We start from the raw sequence: 18,092 nt of genomic DNA, 5'->3' as shown, positions 1-18,092 counted from the left end.
TGAATACTCCGTCCCGGTGCTTGTCAGGGACGCGTCGCACAGCGGGTCCCCGGCGACTCCATGCGCCCGTGCCCCATCGCGGGTTCCCCCCCATTTCCTTCACAGGAGGAACAGCCAGTGAAGACCGAGCGCACCTCTCCCAAGCGCGGCCGTATCCGCATGCTCGCCGCGGTCTCCGCCGTGGCCGCCGCCGCGGCCATGGCTCTGCCGACCTCGGCGAGCGCTGCCCCCGCCCCCTCGCCCGCCGCCCAGGTCGCCATGGCGGACAAGGCGATGAAGACCGCGGACGTCGCAGGGACCGCCTGGTACACCGACAAGGCGACCAACACCCTGGTCGTCACGGTGGACAGCACCGTCAGCAAGGCCGAGATAGCCAAGATCAAGAGGACCGCCGGCGCGGGTGCGGACGCCATTCGCATCGAGCGCACTTCCGGCAAGTTCAACAAGCTGATCTCCGGCGGTGACGCCATCTATCGCAGTGGCGGTGGGCGCTGCTCGCTGGGCTTCAACGTCCGCAGCAGCAACGGGACGGACTACTTCCTGACCGCCGGGCACTGCACCGACGGCTACCCGTCCTGGTCCTCCAGCGCCGGCTACCTCGGTCCGACGGTCGGCTCCAGCTTCCCGGGCAACGACTACGGCCTCGTCCGGCACGACAACTCGCAGTCCAAGCCGGGCACGGTCGGCAGCCAGGACATCACCAGGGCCGCCAACCCGTCCGTGGGTCAGCGTGTCTACCGTCGCGGCAGCACCACCGGCACCCACAGCGGCACCGTCACCGGCCTGAACGCCACCGTCAACTACGGCGGCGGCGATGTCGTCTACGGCATGATCCAGACCAACGTCTGCGCCGAGCCCGGCGACAGCGGCGGCCCGCTGTACTACGGCACCACCGCCTTCGGCCTGACCTCGGGCGGCAGCGGCAACTGCACCTGGGGTGGCACGACCTTCTACCAGCCGGTCGTGGAGGCGCTGAACGCGTACGGCGTGAGCGTTCACTGATCTCACCGCTCCTCGAGCCCCCGTCCGGCCGCGCCGGGCGGGGGCTCCGCCGTGCCCGCCGGACCGGGCGGACGGGCCCGAGGTGCCGGACGGCGCCGGTGCGGGGATGATGACGGAGGCGGTCGTCACCCTAAGGTGCGGCGCGAACACTTTTCGTGTGTGTCCCTGCCGGCCGAGGAGAGGATGACCGGGCCGGACATTACTCCGGGGCCGTTCCCCCCACATGCGGCCCCACCCCCCACGGGAGGCACAGTGCTCAGACACCGACGGACACTCACGCGGCGCATCGCCATCGCGGGCGCGGGCATGGCGGCGATGCTCTCCGTCCCCCTCGCCCCGGCGAGCGCGGACACCCCCACCCCCGTCGCGCCCAGACCGCTCACCCCCACCGCCGCGGGCCAGCTGGCCTCGACCCTCGCCGGAGACCTCAAGGACGACATGGCGGGCGCCTACTACGACGCCGAGGGACGCAAGCTGGTGGTCAACGTCCTCAGCGAGACGAGCGCGGAGAAGGTCCGGCAGGCCGGCGCCGAGCCCCGGATGGTCGAGCACTCCCTCGCACAGCTCGAAGCCGTGCGGAAGGACCTCACGGCCAAGAGCGTCCCCGGCACCGCGCGCGCCGTCGACCACCGGCTCAACAAGGTCGTCGTCACCGCCGACAGCACGGTCGGGGAGGAGGCGCTGGCCGGTCTGAGGAAGCAGGTGGCCGAGCGGGACGACATGGCGGTCCTCAGGCAGGCCGAGGGGGAGTTCACCCCCCTGGCCCTGGGCGGCGACGCGATCTGGCGCGGAGACGGCGCGCGCTGCTCGCTCGGCTTCAACGTGGTCAGGAACGGCATGCCGTACTTCCTCACCGCGGGCCACTGCGCCCGGCTCTTCGACCGCTGGTCCGCCACCCGTTCCGGGCGGAGCATCGGTATCACGGTGGCGAGCGAGTTCCCCCGCGACGACCACGCCCTGGTGCGGTACACCACCCGTACGGACCACCGGAGCCGGGTGAACCTGTACAACGGGTCCAGCCACGCCATCACCCGGGCCGCCGACCCCATCGTCGGCCAGCAGGTGCGGCGCAGCGGCAGCACCACGAAGGTCCACGAGGGCGAGGTCACGGCGGTGAACGTCTCCGTGACCTATCCGCAGGGCAGGGTCGACGGGCTGATCCAGACCGACGTCTGCGCCGAGCCCGGCGACAGCGGCGGCCCGCTGTTCTCCGGCGCCACCGGCCACGGTCTCACCTCCGGCGGGCGCGGGGACTGCTCGCGGGGAGGCGAGACCTTCTACCAGCCGCTGACCGAGGCGCTGCGAGACCATGGCGCCCGTATCGGCTGACGGTCCTCCACCTCCATGGTGACGGCCCGGTCCCGCTCCCCTCGGGGAGCGGGACCGGGCCGTCACCGGGCGGGGCCGCACACCGGGCGACGCCGACCGGTAGCTGTCGGCGGCCCTCCGGCGGCTAGCGGGACTCGGCCGCGACCAGCTCCGCGATCTGGACGGCGTTGAGCGCCGCGCCCTTGCGGAGGTTGTCGCCGGCGCAGAACAGGGCCAGACCGTGCTCGGCGGTCTCGTCGGCGCGGACGCGGCCCACGTAGGTCGGGTCCTGGCCGGCCGCCTGCTGCGGGGTGGGCACGTCGGAGAGGACCACGCCGGGGGCGCCCTCCAGCAGCTCCCGGGCGCGCTCGGGGCTGATCGGACGCTCGAAGCGGGCGTTGATCTGGAGCGAGTGACCGGTGAAGACCGGCACGCGCACACAGGTGCCCGAGACCTTCAGCTCCGGGATGCCCAGGATCTTGCGGCTCTCGTTGCGGAGCTTCTGCTCCTCGTCGGTCTCGCCCAGCCCGTCGTCCACGATGGAGCCGGCCATCGGCAGCACGTTGAAGGCGATGGGCCGCACGTACTTGTCGGGCTCGGGGAACTCGACCGCGGAGCCGTCGAAGGTCAGCCGGGTGGCGTCACCCTCGACCGCCTTGCGGGTCTGCTCGTCCAGCTCGGCGACACCGGCCAGACCGCTGCCGGACACCGCCTGGTAGGTGGCCACGACCAGGGCGGTCAGCCCGGCCTCTGCGTGCAGCGGCCGCAGCACCGGCATGGCGGCCATGGTGGTGCAGTTGGGGTTGGCGATGATGCCCTTGGGGCGCTCGGCGGCGGCCTGCGGGTTCACCTCGGAGACCACCAGCGGGACCTCGGGGTCCAGACGCCAGGCGGAGGAGTTGTCGATGACCACGGGCCCGGCCGCGGCCACCTTCGGGGCCAGGGCCTTCGAGGTCGAGCCGCCCGCGGAGAACAGCACGACGTCCAGCCCGGTGTAGTCGGCCGTGGCGGCGTCCTCGACGGTGATCTCGCCGCCCTTCCAGGGCAGCGTCCGTCCGGCCGAGCGAGCCGAGGCGAACAGCCGCAGCTGCTCCACCGGGAAGTCGCGCTCGGCCAGGATCTCGCGCATCACTGCGCCGACCTGGCCGGTGGCTCCGACGATGCCGATTCTCATGGGGCTCCTTCTGTCGTGCGTGTCCCGCTGCGTCAACCCTCTACCCTGCCCTGCCGGACGCACGTGCGCCAACTTCCTTTGGCGCACGTCACACCCCGGGCGGGCGCGGGGAGAGGTGGCGGAACGCACCGAGGCGGCGGCCGCCCGGGGGCGGCCGCCGCCTCGTCACCGGGCCCCGGCCGTCACTTCGGGGCCCGGCGCCGGCCCGGCGTCAGTGCGGGCAGTTGCCGCGGAACTCCTCGATCTGGAAGTCGGGCCGCGGCAGCGGGCACAGGAACTGCTCGTAGCGGTTGTCGTTGTCCACGAAGCGCTTCAGCCAGGAGATGCTGTACTTCGCGATCTCGGTGTCCGAGGTGTTCGGGGTGAAGTGCGTGGCGTTGTTGAGCTCCATGTACGCCCGGTCCGTGGAGGAGGGCAGGCTCTCGTAGAAGGGCTCGGCGTGGGAGCGCACCGAGGCGATGCTGTCGCCGTCGGCGCCGACGATGAAGGTCGGGACGGTGATCTCGCCCCAGGTCTTGTCGAGGTTCCACGGGGTGAGCGGGATCGCGGCCTTCAGGGAGGGCCGTTCCTTGGCGGCCTCCAGGCTGCCTCCGCCGCCCATGGAGTGGCCCATGACGGCCAGGCGGCTGCTGTCGACGCGGTCGCGGACCGAGCTGCGCTGGGTCAGGTAGTCCAGCGCGGCCAGCAGCTGGTCGCCGCGGCTGCCGGGCTGGTCGTAGCGGGTGATGGTGTCGATGGTGAAGACCACGAAGCCCTGCGAGGCCAGGCGGGGCCCGTACCAGGCCATGCTGGACTGGCTGGCGGTGTAGCCGGGCGAGATCGCGACCGCGCCGAAGGTGCCGTCGCTGGTGTCGGTCGGGTAGTAGATCGTCCCGCCGCCGAAACCGGACACCAGGGAGGAGACCCGGTCCTCGGAGACGGAGTAGGGGCCGCGGACGGCCTCGATGCTCCGCTCGGTCGGATCCGGGCCGCGCTCGTAGGGGTTCTCGGCGGTCTGGGCGGCGGCCGGAGCGGCGCCGGAGTCCTGGGTGGCCTGGGCGGTGGGGAGGGCGACGCCCACGCCGCCCAGGACCATGGCCAGGGCCACGCCCAGCTTCGTCAGGCGGCGGGGGGCGCGGCGGTGTCTGGCGGCCGTGCCCGGGGTCGTGTCGTGCTGCTGCGGCTCCATGCTGACCCTTTCCAGGTGTGTGAGGGGTGACCTTCTGGGGTCGGACGGATGCATCGTGGTGCCGGAGCACGCGGCTCCGCATCGGTGAAACCGCCGGTTCCGGCCGGGGCCGGGTGCTGACACGGCCGGCATCGCGGGCGCGGCGCCGGGGCCATTGACGTACCGGTCGGTATGCCGCGAGGATAAGCAAGCGCTTAGTCGTGGCTCGTGAAGGAGATCCCGTGCCCCCTGCGAACACCCCCGTGACAGACCCGGACGAACTGCGCCGACGCACCCAGGCGCTGCTCGCGGAGCACGATCCGGCCGTCACCGAACCACTCGACTTCCTCCGCGCCCGCTACGACGCGGGCCTGGCCTGGGTGCACTTCCCCCACGGCCACGGCGGACTCGACGCGCCCCGGGCCCTCCAGGCCGTCGTCGACGCCGAACTGGCCGCCGCCGGTGCACCCGGCAACGACCCCGGCCGCAACGGCATCGGCCTGGGCATGGCCGCGCCGACGATCCTGCGCTACGGCACCGAGGAGCAGAAGGAGCGCTTCCTGCGCCCGCTGTGGACCGGCGAGGAGGTGTGGTGCCAGCTGTTCAGTGAGCCCGGAGCCGGCTCCGACCTGGCGGCACTGGCCACCCGGGCGGTACGCGAGGGCGACTCCTGGGTGGTGGACGGCCAGAAGGTGTGGACCTCCAGCGCGCACAACGCCCGCTGGGCCATCCTGATCGCCCGCACCGACCCGGACGTCCCCAAGCACCGCGGCATCACCTACTTCGTCTGCGACATGACCGACCCCGGGGTCGAGGTGCGGCCGCTGCGCCAGATCACCGGCGAGGCGGAGTTCAACGAGGTCTTCCTCACCGGCGTCCGCGTCCCCGACGCCCACCGGCTCGGCGGGGCGGGGGAGGGGTGGAAGGTCGCCCAGACCACCCTCAACAACGAGCGCGTCGCCATCGGCGGCCAGCGCATGCCGCGTGAGAGCGGCATGATCGGCAAGGCCGCCGCCACCTGGCGCGAGCGCCCCGAACTGCGCACCCACGGTCTTCATCAGCGGCTGCTGTCGGGCTGGGTCGGCGCCGAGGTCGCCCGGCTCACCGGTGAACGGCTGCGCCAGCAGCTCACCGCGGGCCACCCCGGGCCCGAGGGGGCCGGGATGAAGCTCGCCTTCGCCCGGCTGGCGCAGGAGCTCAGCGGCCTGGAGGTCGAGCTGCTGGGCGAGGAGGGCCTGTCCTACGACGACTGGACCCTGCGCCGCCCCGAGACCGTGGACTTCACCGGCCGCGAGGCCGGCTACCGCTATCTGCGCGCCAAGGGCAACTCCATCGAGGGCGGCACCTCGGAGGTCCTGCGCAACATCATCGCCGAGCGGGTGCTGGGACTGCCCGCCGAGCCCCGCACCGACAAGGACCTCCCCTGGAAGGAGCTGGCCCGATGACGGACCTTCTCTACTCGGAGATCGAGGAGGAGTTGCGCGCCAGCGTCCGCGCGCTGCTGGCCGACCGCTGCCCGCCGGAGAACACCCTGGCCCGCTGCGAGACGGGCGAGCCCTACGACCGCGCGCTGTGGCAGACCCTCGCCCGCGACCTGGGCGCGGCCTCCCTGGCGGTGCCGGAGGAGGCGGGCGGCGCGGGGGCCTCGGTGCGCGAGGCGGCCGTGGTGCTGGAGGAGCTGGGCCGGGCGGCGGCGCCGACGCCGTACCTGGGCAGCGCCGTCCTGGCCACCACCGCACTGCTCGCCCTGGTGGAGGACGCGGACGGCGGCGACGGCGGAGCGGAGGCGGCGAAGCTGCTCGCCTCCATCGCCGCGGGCGAGCGCACCGCCGCACTGGTGGTGCCGCTCTCCGCGATGCCGGGGACCGGGGCCTTCCCCCCGGCCGTACGGGCCGACAGCGCGGGCACCCTGACCGGAACGGTCACCTCGGTCGCCGACGCCGCGGCCGCCGACGTCCTGATCGTCCCGGCCGAGGGCCGGGACGGGCCGGGGCTGTACGCGGTGGAGGCCACCGCCGCCGCCCTGGCCGTCGTACCGCGCACCTCCCTGGACCTCACCCGCCCGGTGGCCGACGTGGCGTTCACCGGCACCGCCGCCCGGCGGCTGGCCGGTGCGGAGCAGGCGCCCGCCGCACTGGAGCGGGCGCTGCTGACCGGCGCCGGACTGCTCGCCTCCGAGCAGCTCGGCATCGCCGAGTGGTGCCTGACCGCCACCGTCGCGTATCTGAAGGACCGGCGGCAGTTCGGGCGGCAGCTCGGCTCGTTCCAGGCGCTCAAGCACCGGCTGGCCGACCTCTGGCTGGAGGTGGTCGGCGCGCGGGCCGCCGCCAGGTACGCCGCCGACGCCCTGGCCACCGCTGACCCGGACGCCCCCGTGGCCGTCGCGGTGGCCGCCTCCCACTGCGGGGAGCTGGCGGTACGGGCGGCCGAGGAGTGCGTCCAGCTCCACGGCGGCATCGGCATGACCTGGGAGCACCCGGCGCATCTGTACCTCAAGCGCGCCAAGGCCGACCAGATCGCGCTGGGCACCCCCGACCGCCACCGCGCCGCGCTCGCCGCGCTGGTGGACCTGCCGGTGCCGGTGGGCTGAGCCCGGCGGCCGCACGGGGAGGCGGGGAGAGACCGGGGAGGCCGGGGGCGGGAGGGGGGCTCCCGGCCTTTTCGTCCCCGGCCTCCCCGGCGTTCGGACCAGGGGGCGCCGATGTCACAGGGCGGTGCGATGATCGCGCACCATGAGGAGTCTGCGGAGCAGAAGACGGCACAGGGAGATCGTCGACGTCCACCTCGTGCTGCGGCGCGGCGAGGAGGTGCTGCTCGCGCGCCGGGACGGCACCGGTTACGCGGACGGCCTGCTGAACGCGCCGTCCGGCCACGCCGAGGACGGTGAGGACGTGCGGGAGGCGGTGATCCGGGAGGCGTACGAGGAGATCGGGCTGCGCCTCGCGCCCGAGGAGCTGAGGGTCGCCCTCGTTATGCAGCACCGTTCCCCGGCCGGGGATCCCCGGATGGGCTGGTTCTTCGAGGCCTGGGCCGGGGAGGGGCACGAGCCGGTCAACGCCGAGCCCGACAAGTGCTCGGAGCTGGGCTGGTTCCCGCTGGCGGCGCTGCCCGGCGACATGGTCGCCTACTGCCGGGCCGGGCTGGAGGCGTACCGGGCGGGCCACCGCTTCGCGCTGCACTGGCACCGGCCGGGGGACTCCATCGCCTACGACCCGGCCGCTCCCGGCCGGGTCGTGGTGCTTCCGGCCACCTGACGCCCGCGGAGGCGGGCGCGAGACGGGCGCGGTGTCCGGATCGTCCGGCCGGGCACAGCCGGCCGGCCCAGTCGGCCGGACCCGGCCGGACGGAGTCAGCCGAGCTGCACCGAACGCTTGGCCAGTCCGGCCCAGAAGCCGTCGACGACCGTGCGCTGGGCGCCCAGGTCGGCCTCGCCCGCTCCCAGGGAGACGAACAGCGGCGCGAAGTGGTCGGTGCGCGGATGGGCGATCCGGCCCGCCGGGGCCCGGTGCCCGAAGTCGAGCAGGGCGTCGAGATCCGACCTCTCCAGGGCCTCGCCGCCCCACGCGTCGAACTCCTTCGACCAGGACGGAGCCTCGTCGGGCCCGGTGCCCCATGTCAGACCGCGCAGGTTGTGGGTGAAGAAGCCGCTGCCGACGATCAGCACGCCCTCGTCGCGCAGCGGGGCCAGTCTGCGGCCCAGTCGCAGCAGCTCCCAGGGGTCCAGGGTGGGCATCGAGAGCTGGAGCACGGGGACGTCGGCGTCGGGGTACATCTCGGCCAGCGGCACGTACGCGCCGTGGTCCAGGCCCCGGTCCGGCGCGTCGTGCACCGGGGTGCCCGGCCCGGCGAGCAGGGCCCGCACCTTCGCGGCCAGGGCGGGGGCGCCCGGGGCCGGGTAGGCGACACGGTGGTAGCGCTCGGGGAAGCCGTGGAAGTCGTACACCAGGGGGACGGTCCGGGTGGCGCCCAGCGTCACCGGCGCGGACTCCCAGTGGGCGGAGACGATCAGCACGGCCTCGGGCCGCGGCAGCTTCGCGGACCAGTCGGCGAGCTGCGAGGTCCACAGTGTGTCGTCGGCCAGCGGCGGGGCGCCGTGGCTGAGGTACAGCACGGGCATGCGGCCTGCCGCAGGTAGCGGGGCCGACGGGGTGGTCGCGGTCATGGAGGCGTCCTCTTGGGATCGGATCGGTTCATAGTTGTTCAAATTCGAAATAAGTGCTCATGGCGAGCGTACAGCTTGGTTTGAATTTGAACAACCACGTACGATGGGGGCATGAAGGAGCCCCGATGGCTGGACGAGCTGGAGATGGCGGCCTGGCAGGGCTTCCTCGAAGCCGGCAACCGCGTCACCCGAAGGCTTGAGCAGCAGCTCAAGGACGAGGCGGGCCTGTCCCACCCGCAGTACGAGATCCTGGTCCACCTCGCCGATGCCCCCGGCGGCGAGATCCGCATGACCGAACTGGCCGAACGGCTGATCACCTCCAAGAGCGGCCTGACCTACCAGGTCGGCCAATTGGAGAGACGCGGTCTGGTGCGGCGCCGCGCCTGCCCCACCGACGTCCGCGGCGTCTTCGCCGTCCTCACCGAGGAGGGGCGTGAACTGCTGCGCACCGCGGCCCCCGGCCATGTGGCGACGGTGCGCGAGGCGCTCATCGACGTCCTCGACCGCGAGGAACTCGCCGTCCTGGCGCGGGCGCTGGGCGAAGTGGGCCGACGGCTGCGCGACTGAGCTGACGGCGGGCGGAACACCGCGCGGGTCCCGCGCCAGGACGGCGACGGGACCCGCGCCGGCGGCGCCCGGCCCGGTCAGCGGTACAGCTTGTCCACCGCCGTGCGCGTCGTCTCCTTGAAGTCCTTCACCGGAGCGTCCTCGAAGGTGCCCATCCGGCCCCAGACGACGACCGTGACGGTGCGCCCGTCCCCGGCCCGGAGCGCCGCGCCGCGGGCGGACCCGCCGCCTCCGCGCCGGGGACGGGCGGCACCGATGGCTTACTCTCCTCCGCGTCCCCTTCCGTCCCCTCGTCCTCCCGGCCCCCGTCCCCGGCCGGGGGCCGGGAGGACGGAAGAACCGGAGACGGTGCGAAACCGGGCCGTACCCCGAGGGCGGACCCCTCCCGGATGCCGGACGGCGGCGACCGGGAGCGCGAGCACGGCGGTGCGCCGGAAGCGGCTCCGCTGAGCTGGTCCGCCCGCTCCCACGTGTGGCGGCACGGCTGCGGCCATCGCTATCTGATCGACTCGCCGCCCTCCCGGGTCCCCCCGCCGCCGGCTCCGCAGGACGCGCCCTCCTGGGCCGGCGCCCTCGGCGCGGTGCACGGCGGCGAGACCATCGTGGAGGCCACCGTGTACGGCACCGGTACGGCCCCCGTCGTGGTGGAGGCCCTGCACATCCGGGTGGCCGAACGCCGCGCCCTTCTGGACCGGCCGGTCTACCGGATGGACGACGGCTGCGGCGGATCGCTCACCCCGGCCGCCTTCACGGCCGACCTGGACGCCTCGCGCCCGATCGCCGAGCCCGTGGACGGCTACGACGGCGAGGGCGGCCGGCCCCTGCCCACCACCCGTCTGCCGTACCGCGTCACCGCCGACGACCCCCTGGCACTGCGCGTGGAGGCACGGACCGGGGGGTGCGACTGCGACTGGTACATCGAGGTGGAGTGGAGCAGTGGTGACGACAGCGGCACCCTGCGCATCGACGACGGCGGCCGGCCCTTCCGCACCAGCGGCACGGAGGGCCGGCCGGAGTACCGCTGGGCGCCGGAGACCGGGATCTGGGAGCGCGGCTGACGCGCTGGTGCACAATCGACGCACCCCGCGCACCCCGCGCACCCCGCGCACCCCGCGCACCCCGCGCACCCCGCGCCATCCGACGTTCCGATCCGCAGCAGGAGAAGTGCCGTGCCACTGAGCATCACCGTCGACCCGGAAGCCCCCGTCGCCCCCTACGAGCAGGTGCGCGCCCAGATCGCCGAACAGGCCCGCGGCGGCGGGCTGCCGGTCGGTCACCGGCTGCCCACTGTGCGCGGACTCGCCGGGGAGCTGGGGCTGGCGGCCAACACGGTGGCCAAGGCCTACCGCGCGCTGGAGGCCGACGGGGTGATCGAGACCCGGGGCCGCAACGGCAGCTTCATCGCCGCCGGCGGGGACACCGCCGCCCGCGAGGCCGCGGCGGCGGCGCGGTCGTACGCCCAGCGGGCGCGGCGACTGGGCCTGGACCGGGCCGCCGCACTCGCCGCGGCCGAGCAGGCGGTCGCCGCCGAGTACGACCGCCGGGACTGACGTCCTCTCAGCCCGCCTCCAGCCGCTCCCGGGCGGCCATCAGGGCGAAGCCCAGCAGGTTGAGCCCGCGCCAGCGCGCCGGATCGGACGCCCGCTCGTCGTCGGCGGCCAGCCCGATACCCCAGATCCGGTCCAGCGGACTGGCCTCCACCAGCACCCGCCCCCGCGTGGCGAGCAGGAACGCCCGCAACTCCCCGTGCCGCCCGAACTTGTGGACGCAGCCCTCGACCACGACGCCGAAGCGGTGCCGGACCCAGACCTCCTCGTCGAAGCCCCGCACCGCACGGCCGGCGGCCTTGGCCGCGCCCGGCTCCACCGCGGCCGCAATCCGCTCCTCGGCCGCCGCGTCGCCGAACAGCCGTGCCTTGGCGGCCATCATCCAGTGCTCGGCGGTGGGGTAGACGACGCCGTCCACGGTGAACGGCGAGGGCCACCACTGGCTGAGGCACCACGGGCCGGGCGAGCCGCCGTCCCGCCCCCGGGGCGGAGCGTGCCCCCAGAAGTGGAGGTACTTGATCCGCTCCCCGCGCGCCTGCCGCCCGATCAGCTCCGCCGCCGGATCGCCCGCGCGTTCCCCGGCGGCCCGGCGGGGAGGCGTCACAGGTACATACCCTCGTCCGACCGCCCGGGCTGCGGCGGCACCGAGGCCGGGCCCGAACCGCGGCGCAGCGCGTACAGCTCGGCCAGGGTCGCCCCGTCGGGGCCGACGCCCTCCTCGGTGCCGAGCCAGTTCACGGCCTCGGGGCGCGTCAGCGGGCCGACCTCGATGCGGGCCAGGCAGCGTCCGGGGCGGACGACCGCCGGGTGCAGCCGCTCCAGGTCCTCGTTGGTGGTCAGGCCGACCAGGACGTTGCGGCCCTGGCCCAGCAGTCCGTCGGTGAGGTTCAGCAGCCGGGACAGGGCCTGGCCGGTGGCGTGCTTGGCCTCGCCGCGGATCAGCTCGTCGCAGTCCTCCAGGAGCAGCAGCCGCCAGCGTTCCCGGCCCGGCCGGTCCGGGGCGCCGTCGTCCTCGCCGATGGCGATGTCCATCAGATAGCCGACCTCGTTGAACAGCCGCTCCGGGTCGAGCACGCAGTCCACCTGGCACCAGTCCTGCCAGGAGCGCGCCAGTGTCCGCAGGGCGGAGGTCTTGCCGGTGCCCGGCGGGCCGTGGAGCAGCAGCAGCCGCCCGGTGATGTCGTCCGGGCTGGTCTTCATCAGCCCGTCCATGGCCTCGGCGACCGGGGCGGTGTAGTTGCCGCGGATCTCCTCCCAGCTTCCGGCGGTGATCCGGCGGGTGGTGCGGTACGGGCCGCGCCGCGGGGAGTTGTACCAAAAACCCATGGTGACGTCGTCCGGCCGGGGCTCGGGCTCGTCCTCCGCGTCCTCCACCGCGGCCTTCAGCGTCCGCTCCGCCAGTTCCTCGCTGACGGCCGTCACGGTCACGTCGGCGCCGCGGGACCAGCGGGAGACCAGCACCGTCCAGCCGTCGCCCTCGGCCAGCGTCGCGCCGCGGTCGCCGTCGCGGGCCGAGCGCAGCACGGCCGCTCCCGGCGGCAGCAGGGCCATGCCCTTGCGCACCCGCTCCAGGGAGCGGCTGCGGGCGTGCGGCTGCTCACCGGTGGTGAAGCGCCCCAGGAAGAGGGCGTCGATGACGTCGGAGGGGGAGTCGCTGTCGTCGATGTTGAGCCGGATGGGCAGCGACTCCTCGGTCGGCACGGCACGGTGGTCGGCACACATGGCCCCCATGATCGGGCACGGGTGGCCCGTGCGCACGCAGGTTTCCGGCGCCTGGCCGGGATTCGGCGGACGCTCAGCGCAGGGCGACGGCCACGGCGAGGGCGGCCAGCGGCAGGACCAGCAGGCCGGCGACGAGTGCCGGCACCCCGCGCGGCCCCCGGTCGGCGTCCCAGGAGCCCGGCGTGTCCCGGCGTCCGCCGCCTCCGCCGCTCCCGCCCTCACCGGATGCGGGCGAGGGCGAGGGGGAGGAAGAAGAGGAGGCGCGCGGGCCGCCGCCGGCCGCGGCCACGCGCAGCAGCCGTTCGGCTGCGGCGGTGCCCGTGCGCTCGGCGGGGTCCGCCCGCAGCAGCCCCTCCAGCGCCGGCGCCAGCGCGCCCGCCCGCACGCCGCATGGGCGGCAGATCGGCGTCGGTGTACGCGGCGAGGGAGCGCAGGGTCTTCTCGGGGGTGTCGCGGCGGAACGGCGAGACGCCCTCCACGGCCAGGTACAGCACCACACCCAGGGCCCACAGGTCCGCGGCGGGACCCGGGTCCTGGCCCCGTGCGCACTCCGGGGCGAGGAACTCGGGCCGGCCGACCGGCGCACCGGGCCGGTCGTGCGCCGTGCCGGCCTTCACCTGCGCGGTACCGAAGTCGGTGAGGACGCCCCTGTTGTCGTTGCCCAGCAGGATGTTGGACGGCTTGACGTCGCGGTGGGTGATGCCCGCCTCGTGCGCGCTGCGCAGCGCCGAGACGACCTCGGCGCCGATCCGCGCGGCGCCGGCCGGGGACATCGGCCCGTCGGCCTCCAGCACGGCGGCCAGCGACAGGCCCCGCACCAGTTCCATCACCACCCACAGGCGGCCGTCCTCGATCACCACGTCGTGGACGGTGGTGGCGTTGCGGTGGGAGATGCGCCCGGCCGTCATGGCCTCCCGCTCCAGGTGGGAGTAGAGGGCGCGCACCTCGGCCGGGGAGAGCTCCTCCGCCGCCCGCACCTCCTTGACCGCGACCTCGCGGCCCAGAACCTCGTCGCGCCCCTGCCGGACCACGCCCGCCTCGCCGCGGCCCAGCTCGGCGGCGAGGCGGTAGCGGTCGGCGAGCAGCCGCCCGCTGTCACCGGTGTTCATCGTCGTCCCCCGTCCCCGGCCCCGCCGTGGGGCCCGTCGGATGCTGTTGTCTCGTACGGTGTTCGTCAACCCCCTTGCGGGGAAGGCGGATCGAGTGACCGGAATACCCGTGGGTCACGGTCGGGAGATAGGGTTACCCTGCCCGGGCCGGGAGCCCTCGTTTGGGTGGGGAGAGTCATGGAACAGATAACGGTACGCAGCAGGGCGCGGATCCCTGCGATCCAGTGCGGGAGCGGTGCGACCGGTTCGCGCCTGGACCGGCACTTGAGCGTGCTGGCGGGGCCCGCCGTCTCCCAGGATGACACGGCTGAGGCGGCCTTGCTCATGCGCGAACTGACCGCGCGCGACGCGGTGCACATGCGCTCCCGCAGCAGGGGCGCGCGGGTCTCCCTCTTCGCGCCGCTGCGGCGGCTGCGGCGCTCCCTCTTCGGGGGCCACGCCTAGCCGCGTCCGGCCGTGTCCGGGGCACCCGGGCCGGAGCACGAAGGTTTCGGCTCAGGGCTCCGGGAGACCGGCCTCCCCGCGGCGGGCCGGGCGTCGCGGCCCGGCCCCGGCCGCGTCCCCGTACTCTCCCCGCACTCTCCCCGCACTCCGCTCCCGCGACCGGCGGGCTCCCGCCGCCGGCGGGAACCGGTTCCTCACAACAGCGCCAACTGCCCCTCCGGCCCCTCCTCGCGGTGGTCCAGCACGGAGGCCGGGCGCCGCGCCGCCGAAGGCGGCGGCAGCACACCGGCCTCCCGCAGCGCGGACACCCCCACTACCGGACGCCCGGCCAGGCGGTCGGCGAAATCGGCGCGCGCCTCGCGCAGCCCGTCGAGGAGGGTGAGCACGGTGATCAGCTCCAGCAGTTCCGAGGTCCACCGGGGCGGCCAGGTCCTCGGGCGCACCTCCGCCAGCGTGCCGGGCGCGGCCGGGTCCGTACGGCGGGCGAACCAGTCGGCGAGCACCCGGACGCCGCCCGACTCGAACTCCCAGGCCCCACGCGCCACCGGCGCCACCCGGCCCTCTCCAACCCACAGGCTCTCCTCCCGCGCATCGTGGCGCAGCGCGTCCGGGGCCGGGTGTCCGGGCAGCGCGGCCCGCACGTAGGGGCGCCGCCCGCCCGGCAGACGCGGGCGGGAGCCGTCACCGCAACGGGCGCCGCGGGTGTGCGTCCGCAGCACCTCGCGGCCCAGCGCGACGCCCTCCCGCCACATCTCGCGGTCCGCGGTGAGTGGCACGGCATGGCCGCCGGGGCCGCCGGGGGCGGGGCGTACCGCGGCGGCCGTCCAGGCCAGGACGTCCTCGGCCGTCACCGGTGTGCCCAGGGCTCCGGCCAGCAGCCCGGGCAGGCCGGGGGCGAGGTTGGGCTCGCGGCCGCCGGGGCGCCGGTAGAGGGGGCGTACGCGTCCGGTCCGGGAAGCGGCGGCGACCGGGAGCAGTTCGGTGAAGACCGGCTCCGGGGCGGGGGAGCGGGGCGCGGCCGGGGGCTCGACCAGGAGGATCTGCCGATCGTCGGCGACCCGCCACAGCTCCGGCCGGGCGGCGTCGAGCAGCCGGTGGTCCGGTATCAGCCACTGCCGGTCGTAAGGCCCGCACAGCACCCGCACCGGCTCCGGGCACGCCCCGTCCTCCCGGTCCAGCCGGCCGGTTGGGGCGCCGGCGTCCGCCGCGGGGCCGGGCAGCCGGGGGACGGCGGTGCGGGTGGTGCGGGCGCGGGTGGGGACGAACAGCGCCGCGCGCTCGTCGCCGAAGGCCCGCAGCAGGGCGGCCCAGCGGGACCGCAGCGACGCCTCGTCCGGCGCCGTCACCCAGTCCCGGCCCGGCCGGACCGTCCGGACCGACCAGGGCATCAGCTCGTCGAGCGGAACGTCCTGGCCGCTGTCGCCGCCCGTCCCGGCACCCACCGTTTCCCTCCCCGCTGTCCTTCCCGTACGGCCCGCCGCAGGCATGCTACGGACGTGGACCGGCCCGGCGTGGATCAGTCCGCCTCCACGGTGACGGAGAAGGAGAAGCGGTCGCCGCGGTAGTGGATGCGGGCCACGTCCACCACCCGTCCGCTCTCGTCGTAGGTGACGCCGGTGTAGTGCAGGATCGGGCTGAGCAGCGGCACCTGGAGCAGCTCGGCCGTCTCCGGGTCGGCCAGCCGGGCTTGGACGGTGTCGGTGATGCGGCTGATCCGCACGCCCACGGCGTCGCGCAGCACCTTCGTCATGGGCCAGCGCGCCAGGTCCTCCAGGTCGATGCGGCCGGCCAGTTCGGGGCGGACGAGGTTCTCCGCCCAGTTGGTCGGCTCGCCCGTCTCCCGGTCGCGGCGCAGCCGCCGGTAGGCCACCGCCTCGGCGAGGTCCGGGAAGTACTCGGCCAGTTCCCCGGGGACCGGCCCGGCGCCGTGTCCCAGCAGCACCGTCTCCTCGCCCGACTGCTGGGCCACGATGGCGTCCACCGAGCCGAGCAGCCGCACGGGGGACCCGCTGCGGGCGCTCGGCTCGATGAAGGTGCCGCGCCGCCGGTGCCGGGAGATCAGCCCCTCGTTCTCCAGCTCCTTGAGCGCCTGGCGCATGGTCAGCACGCTGACGCCGTAGTGCTCCGCGAGCCGCTCCTCGGTGGGCAGGCGCAGGGGCGCGCCGGGGGAGCGGCCCAGTATCGAGGCGCGCAGGGACTGCGAGACCTGATACCACAGCGGCAGCTTGCGGTTCAGCGCGAGCGAGTCGGGAGCGAAGGTGGTCACGGCGGCCTCCGGACGGCCAGGCTGGGTTGCCGGGTGATGCCGGGCCGCCGCGTCACGGCACCGTGACGCGGCGGCGGTGCGGCGGTACGTCGTGGGTCACGGTACGCGCCATCGCCCTCGGATGCGGCCACTCGCTCCCGGATCACTCCCGTATCACTCCCGGAAGTGGCGCTCCAGGCCCTGCCACACGTCGTCGTAGCCGTGCTGGAGGTTTCCGGCGTCGCGCGCCTGGGCGGTCAGCGTCACCGGCCAGCGGGTCTCGAACATGAACGCCAGCCCGTCGTCCACCTTCTGCGGGACCAGCTCGGCGGCGCTGGCCCGGTCGAAGGTGTCGCGGTCCGGGCCGTGGGCGGACATCATGTTGTGCAGCGAGCCGCCGCCGGGGACGAAACCGCCGGGGCCGGCGGTCTTGGCGTCGTAGGCGCCCTCGATCAGGCCCATGTACTCGCTCATCACGTTGCGGTGGAAGTACGGCGGCCGGAAGGTGTCCTCGCCGACCAGCCAGCGCGGGGCGAAGACCACGAAGTCCATGCCCGCCAGGCCCGGGGTGTCCGAGGGCGAGGTGAGGACGGTGAAGATCGACGGGTCGGGGTGGTCGTAGCTGATGCTGCCGATCACGTTGAAGCGGCGCAGGTCGTAGACGTAGGGGACCAGGTTGCCGTGCCAGGCGACGACGTCCAGCGGGGAGTGGTCGTAGGTGGCCGTCCACAGGCCGCCGCAGAACTTGTTGACCACCTCCACCGGGCCCTCCACGTCCTCGTACGCGGCGGTGGGGGCCATGAAGTCCCGTGCGGCTGCGAGGCCGTTGGCGCCGATGGGGCCGAGGTCGGGCAGGACGAAGGGGCGGCCCATGTTCTCGCAGACGTAGCCGCGCACCACCGCGTCCAGCGGCTCGACGCGGAAGCGGACCCCGCGGGGGATCAGCGCGATGTGGCCCGGGTCGGCGCGCAGCAGGCCGAACTCGGTGCGCAGCAGCAGGCCGCCGCGCTCGGGCACGATCAGCAGCTCGCCGTCGGAGGAGCTGAACACCCGGCGCTTCATGGGGGCGTTGGCGGCGTACAGGTGGATGGCGACGCCCTCGCGCCGGGCGGCGTCGCCGTTGCCGCCCAGGGTCCACAGCCCGTCCAGGAAGTCGGTGCCGGGGGCGGGGTCGGGCAGCGGGTCCCAGCGCAGCCGGTTGGGGTCGGGCTCGGTCTCGGTGAAGGGCGCGCCGCGCAGGGAGCCGCCGTCGGCACGGACGAAGCGGGGGTGGGCGGCCGAGGGCCGGATGCGGTACAGCCACGAGCGGCGGTTGTGGGCGCGCGGCTCGGTGAAGGCGGTGCCGCTGAGCTGCTCCGCGTAGAGCCCCAGGGGTGCGCGCTGGGGGGAGTTGCGGCCGACGGGGAGCGCTCCCGGAACGGCTTCGGAGGCGTGTTCGTTGCCGAAACCGGAGGAGTACGCCAGCCCCTCCGCGGTCTTGCGCGCCTGCTCGAAACCGCTTGTGGTGCCACTCATCGCAACGCTCCCGGTGCTCAGGGTTTCCTGTTGTCAACCATAGGAATGTGGGGGTCCGCACGTCAACGGCGCGTCTTGGACGGGCGTGCCGCCGTTTCGGCTCCCACCCCTGGGCGGCCGGGGGGCCGCGGGGCTAAGGTTCGCTTACCG

General features: G+C 74.4%; 17 protein-coding genes and 1 pseudogene. 9 read left to right on the top strand and 9 right to left on the bottom strand.

Annotated features, from left to right (window positions below; translation table 11 throughout):
• Nucleotides 1-117 precede the first annotated feature (117 nt).
• Complete coding sequence (locus IQ279_RS11205; RefSeq protein WP_206348233.1) at nucleotides 118-1,002, top strand: S1 family peptidase; 885 nt, start codon at nucleotides 118-120, stop codon at nucleotides 1,000-1,002.
• Between the two features lie 306 nt (nucleotides 1,003-1,308).
• The gene (locus IQ279_RS11200; RefSeq protein ID WP_206348290.1) at nucleotides 1,309-2,331 is read left to right on the top strand and encodes a S1 family peptidase; all 1,023 of its coding nucleotides are present in this window, start codon (nucleotides 1,309-1,311) and stop codon (nucleotides 2,329-2,331) included.
• A 124-nt stretch (nucleotides 2,332-2,455) separates the two neighbouring features.
• Here the strand turns inward: IQ279_RS11200 and IQ279_RS11195 are convergent, their stop codons facing one another.
• On the bottom strand, nucleotides 2,456-3,484 hold the full coding sequence (locus tag IQ279_RS11195) for an aspartate-semialdehyde dehydrogenase (RefSeq protein ID WP_206348232.1): 1,029 nt from the start codon (nucleotides 3,482-3,484) through the stop codon (nucleotides 2,456-2,458).
• 211 nt (nucleotides 3,485-3,695) lie between these two features.
• Complete coding sequence (gene bdeA / locus IQ279_RS11190; protein ID WP_206348231.1) at nucleotides 3,696-4,652, bottom strand: bis(hydroxyethyl) terephthalate hydrolase; 957 nt, start codon at nucleotides 4,650-4,652, stop codon at nucleotides 3,696-3,698.
• A 242-nt stretch (nucleotides 4,653-4,894) separates the two neighbouring features.
• Here bdeA and IQ279_RS11185 point away from each other — a divergent pair, with 242 nt between their 5' ends.
• The 3 genes and pseudogenes from IQ279_RS11185 to IQ279_RS11175 form a co-directional block, all read left to right on the top strand.
• Nucleotides 4,895-6,076 (top strand): acyl-CoA dehydrogenase family protein, encoded by a 1,182-nt coding sequence (locus IQ279_RS11185; protein ID WP_206348289.1) that lies wholly within the window; start codon nucleotides 4,895-4,897, stop codon nucleotides 6,074-6,076.
• Nucleotides 6,073-7,221: an acyl-CoA dehydrogenase family protein gene (locus IQ279_RS11180; protein WP_206348230.1), complete on the top strand. Its 1,149-nt coding sequence runs from the start codon at nucleotides 6,073-6,075 to the stop codon at nucleotides 7,219-7,221. Before IQ279_RS11185 ends, IQ279_RS11180 begins: the two co-directional genes overlap by 4 nt.
• A gap of 166 nt (nucleotides 7,222-7,387) precedes the next feature.
• Nucleotides 7,388-7,885, top strand: a pseudogene (locus IQ279_RS11175) (NUDIX hydrolase); the annotation flags it as partial.
• Nucleotides 7,886-7,980: 95 nt separating this feature from the next.
• Here the strand turns inward: IQ279_RS11175 and IQ279_RS11170 are convergent.
• The gene (locus tag IQ279_RS11170) at nucleotides 7,981-8,793 is read right to left on the bottom strand and encodes a dioxygenase family protein (RefSeq protein WP_206348228.1); all 813 of its coding nucleotides are present in this window, start codon (nucleotides 8,791-8,793) and stop codon (nucleotides 7,981-7,983) included.
• 111 nt (nucleotides 8,794-8,904) lie between these two features.
• On the opposite strand from IQ279_RS11170, the gene IQ279_RS11165 reads away from it, so the two are divergent.
• From IQ279_RS11165 to IQ279_RS11155, 3 genes are all read left to right on the top strand, one after another.
• Nucleotides 8,905-9,360, top strand: coding sequence for a MarR family winged helix-turn-helix transcriptional regulator (locus IQ279_RS11165; protein WP_206348227.1), 456 nt, complete (start codon nucleotides 8,905-8,907; stop codon nucleotides 9,358-9,360).
• A gap of 389 nt (nucleotides 9,361-9,749) precedes the next feature.
• A complete protein-coding gene (locus IQ279_RS11160) occupies nucleotides 9,750-10,418 on the top strand; it encodes a hypothetical protein (RefSeq protein ID WP_206348226.1) in 669 nt (222 codons plus the stop codon).
• Between the two features lie 111 nt (nucleotides 10,419-10,529).
• Nucleotides 10,530-10,910, top strand: a complete 381-nt coding sequence (locus tag IQ279_RS11155; RefSeq protein ID WP_206348225.1) for a GntR family transcriptional regulator — start codon at nucleotides 10,530-10,532, stop codon at nucleotides 10,908-10,910.
• A gap of 7 nt (nucleotides 10,911-10,917) precedes the next feature.
• Here the strand turns inward: IQ279_RS11155 and ybiA are convergent, their stop codons facing one another.
• The 3 genes from ybiA to IQ279_RS11140 form a co-directional block, all read right to left on the bottom strand.
• Nucleotides 10,918-11,457 (bottom strand): riboflavin biosynthesis intermediates N-glycosidase, encoded by a 540-nt coding sequence (ybiA, locus tag IQ279_RS11150; protein ID WP_206348288.1) that lies wholly within the window; start codon nucleotides 11,455-11,457, stop codon nucleotides 10,918-10,920.
• A 50-nt stretch (nucleotides 11,458-11,507) separates the two neighbouring features.
• Nucleotides 11,508-12,629 (bottom strand): DUF5925 domain-containing protein, encoded by a 1,122-nt coding sequence (locus IQ279_RS11145; protein WP_206348224.1) that lies wholly within the window; start codon nucleotides 12,627-12,629, stop codon nucleotides 11,508-11,510.
• A gap of 218 nt (nucleotides 12,630-12,847) precedes the next feature.
• A complete protein-coding gene (locus IQ279_RS11140) occupies nucleotides 12,848-13,738 on the bottom strand; it encodes a serine/threonine-protein kinase (RefSeq protein WP_241027931.1) in 891 nt (296 codons plus the stop codon).
• Between the two features lie 177 nt (nucleotides 13,739-13,915).
• Between IQ279_RS11140 and IQ279_RS11135 the strand changes: the two genes are divergently transcribed.
• Nucleotides 13,916-14,182, top strand: coding sequence for a hypothetical protein (locus IQ279_RS11135; protein WP_206348223.1), 267 nt, complete (start codon nucleotides 13,916-13,918; stop codon nucleotides 14,180-14,182).
• A 194-nt stretch (nucleotides 14,183-14,376) separates the two neighbouring features.
• Here the strand turns inward: IQ279_RS11135 and IQ279_RS11130 are convergent, their stop codons facing one another.
• The 3 genes from IQ279_RS11130 to hmgA all read right to left on the bottom strand — a co-directional run bounded on the left by IQ279_RS11130 (nucleotide 14,377) and on the right by hmgA (nucleotide 17,942).
• Nucleotides 14,377-15,570, bottom strand: coding sequence for a type ISP restriction/modification enzyme (locus tag IQ279_RS11130; protein WP_241027965.1), 1,194 nt, complete (start codon nucleotides 15,568-15,570; stop codon nucleotides 14,377-14,379).
• A gap of 128 nt (nucleotides 15,571-15,698) precedes the next feature.
• Nucleotides 15,699-16,448 carry a GntR family transcriptional regulator gene (locus IQ279_RS11125; protein WP_206348221.1) on the bottom strand — a complete coding sequence of 250 codons (750 nt, stop codon included), beginning with the start codon at nucleotides 16,446-16,448 and terminating at the stop codon, nucleotides 15,699-15,701.
• A 153-nt stretch (nucleotides 16,449-16,601) separates the two neighbouring features.
• On the bottom strand, nucleotides 16,602-17,942 hold the full coding sequence (hmgA, locus tag IQ279_RS11120) for a homogentisate 1,2-dioxygenase (RefSeq protein WP_206348220.1): 1,341 nt from the start codon (nucleotides 17,940-17,942) through the stop codon (nucleotides 16,602-16,604).
• Nucleotides 17,943-18,092 lie beyond the last annotated feature (150 nt).

Origin of the sequence: Streptomyces verrucosisporus, from assembly GCF_017114865.1 — a bacterium.
GTDB lineage: Bacteria > Actinomycetota > Actinomycetes > Streptomycetales > Streptomycetaceae > Streptomyces > Streptomyces fenghuangensis.
Note: the sequence above shows the minus strand (reverse complement) of the source record. Positions and strands in the feature narration are given on the sequence as shown.